We start from the raw sequence: 3,170 nt of genomic DNA, 5'->3' as shown, positions 1-3,170 counted from the left end.
GCGGCCTCGCCCCGGCCCGCCACTGCGGTGCCGATCGGGATGTCGTTGCCCCCGCCAAGGCGAGACAGCAGCAGCGCAACTGCGGCCTGCACCACCATGAACAGCGTTGCCCGCCGCCCCCGGGCCAGCCGGACAAGCCGCTCGTGGGTCTGCGCGCCGATCCGGATCGGCACCGCGCCGCCCGTGAAGCTCGGCACCGGCGGGCGCGGGCGGTCGACCGGCAGGGCCAGCTCCGCGGGGATGTCGGCGAGTGCCTCCCGCCAGTACGCGAGCTGCTCGCTGATCAGGCTCGCCGGGTCGGACAGATCGCCCAGCACCGCGCGCTGCCACACCGCGTAGTCGGCGTACTGGAGCGGCAATCTGGTCCACTGCGGTACCCGCCCACGCAGCCTGGCGGTGTAGGCCACCGACAGGTCGCGGGCCAGCACGCCCATCGACCAGCCGTCGGAGGCGATGTGGTGCGCCACCAGCAGCAGCACGTGCTCCCGGGGGGACAGCGTGAACAGCCGTACCCGCAGCGGCGGCTCGCTGCCCACGTCGAACCCGCGCCCCAACTCGGCGGCCATCAGCGACGGCAGCTCCGCCTCGGTCACCGCCACCATCACCAGTTCCGGGCGGCCCACCGTCTCGTCCAGCAGGTGCTGACCCGGCACGCCGTCGACGTCAGGGAAGACCGTCCGCAGGCTTTCGTGACGCGCCGCGACGTCGGCCAGCGCGGCCTGCAGCGCCCACCGGTCGAGCTGCCCGGTCAGCTTCAGCGCGAGCGGCACGTTGTAGACCGCCCGTCCCTCCTCCAACTGGTTGAGGAACCACATCCGGGCCTGGCCGAACGACAGCGGCGCCGGGTCCGGCCGTACCCCGGCAACCAGCTCGGGCCGCGAGCGGCCACCGGCCTCGACCACACGGGCCACCGCCGCCGGGGTGGCGCCGGTGAACAGGGTGCGGATTCCCACCTCGACGTCGAGGACGGCCCGTACCCGGGCGAGCAGCCGCATCGCCAGCAGGGAGTCGCCACCCAACTCGAAGAAGTTGTCGTCGGCCCCGATCCACTCCAGCTTCAGCACGTCGACGAACAGCGAGCACAGCACCTCCTCGATCGGCGTGCGCGGCTCGCGCCCGGTCGCCATGCGGCCGAAGTCCGGCGCGGGCAGGGCCGCCCGGTCCAGCTTGGCGTTGCCGGTCAGCGGCAGCTCCGCCAGCGGGACGACGGCGGCGGGGACCATGTAGTCCGGCAGCCGTCCCGCCGCGTACCTCCGCACCGCGGAGCCCGTCACGCTCTCCCCCTCGGCGGGCACCACGTAGGCGACCAGTTGGCTGTGGTCGGCCTGGCTGGTGTGGGCTACCACCGCGACCCGCGCGACCCCCGGGCAGCCGGACAGCACGTTCTCGATCTCGCTCAGCTCGATCCGGAAACCACGGATCTTCACCTGCGCATCCGCCCGCCCCGCGAACACCAGCCCACCATCGCCGGTCCACCGGGCCAGGTCACCCGTGCGGTACATGCGCTCCCCCGACCCCCCGAACGGGCAGGCCACGAACCGCTCCCCGGTCAACGCGGGACGATTGAGATAGCCACGGGCCAGCCCGCCGCCGGCCACGTACAGTTCTCCCCCGACGCCGGGCGGGATCGGCTGCAGGAAGCCGTCCAGCACGTAGATCCGGGTGTTGTCCAGCGGGCGGCCGATCGGCACCGACGCCGGCACCTGGTCGCCCGCGGTGAAGGGGAGGTGGGTGGCGAAGGCGGTCGTCTCGGTCGGCCCGTAGGTGGACCGCACGACCATGTCCGGATGGGTCTCCAGCAGAGTCCTCACCGCGGCCGCCGAGACCACGTCGCCGCCGGTCGACACCTCGCGTACCCCGGCGAAGATGTGCGGGGTCTGCTCGCCCAGCGCGGCGAACAGGCCGGCGGTCGCGTGGACGTTGGTGATCCGGTGGGCGGCGATGAACCGCTCCCGGTCGGCGGCATCCAGGTCACCGGCCGGCGCGACCACGACGGTGCCGCCGCGCAGCAGCGGCACCCACACCTCGTAGGTGGAGGCGTCGAAGGCGTGGTTGGCCTGCACCATGACCCGCTCGGTCACCTCGGCGGGCCAGGCGCCATCCAGGCAGAAGCCGACCACGTTGCCGTGGGTGACCGCCACTCCCTTCGGCACCCCCGTCGATCCCGAGGTGTACATGACGTACGCCAGGTTGGCCGCGGCCGGGGCAACCGGGAAGGGGCCGTCGCCGGCCGGCACCTCCGAGGGGACCCGGACGATGTTGGCGGCGGGCAGGCCGCCCTCGCGGGTCATCGGGTGGTCGATCGTGGCCTGGCCGACCAGCAGCGCCACGGGTGCGGCCTCGGCGATCACGGCCTTCATCCGCTCCAGCGGGTTGGCGGCATCCAGCGGCACATAGGCGGCGCCCGCCTTCACCACCCCGAGCAGCGCCACCACCAGCTCGGCCGACCGCTCCATCAGCACCCCGACCAGGCTCTCGGTGCCCACGCCGAGCGTGGCCAGCAGACGGGCGAGCCGGTCGGCGCGCGCGTTCAGCTCCTGGTAGGTCAGCGTGACGTCCCCGTCGATGGCGACGGCGTGCGGATGCTCGGCGACGCGTCGCTCGAACGCCGTGACCAGCGACCCGGCGTCCACCGGCACCGCGGTGTCGTTCCACCGCCGGATCACCAGATCCCGGCCCGTCTCGTCCAGGATGCCGACCGTGCCGACACGGGCGGCCGGGTCGGCGGCGATCGCCGCCAGCACCCGCACCATGGCGGCGGCCAGCCCCTCGGCCATCTCCCGCTCGTACACCTCGGRCTGGTAGGACAGCCGCAGCTCCAGCCGGTCCCGGCCAGGGACCACGGCCAGCGCGAGCGGATAGTGCGGCGCCTCGTGCCCCCCGGCCGGGGTGATCGTCAGGTCGCGGTCGTCAGCCATCGCGGAGACCCACGACGAGTCGAGCGGGTAGTTCTCGTAGGCCAGCAGCGTGTCGAAGGTGGCGCCGGGGCCGGTGATCCGCTGGATCTCGGCAAGGCCCAGGTAGTGGCAGGACATCAGCGCCGTCTGGCGGGCCTGCAGCGCCGTAAGCATCTCGGCGACCGGCTGGGCGGGGTCGAGCGGCACCCGGATCGGCACGGTGTTGATGAACAGGCCTACCATGTCCTCGACCCTGGGCAGTTCGGGCGGGCG

At 73.2% G+C, this 3,170-nt stretch carries 1 protein-coding gene; it reads right to left on the bottom strand.

Going from position 1 to position 3,170, the window contains the following annotated elements; translation table 11 throughout:
- A partial coding sequence (locus tag KBI5_RS24220; protein WP_241883165.1) for an amino acid adenylation domain-containing protein occupies positions 1–3,140 on the bottom strand: 3,140 nt, incomplete at its 3' end.
- Positions 3,141–3,170: the final 30 nt, after the last annotated feature.

Source organism: Frankia sp. KB5 (assembly GCF_002099325.1).
Taxonomy (GTDB): Bacteria; Actinomycetota; Actinomycetes; order Frankiales; family Frankiaceae; genus Frankia; species Frankia casuarinae.
The sequence above is the reverse complement of the archived record's forward strand: the minus strand, read 5'-3'. Positions and strand labels throughout refer to the sequence as shown.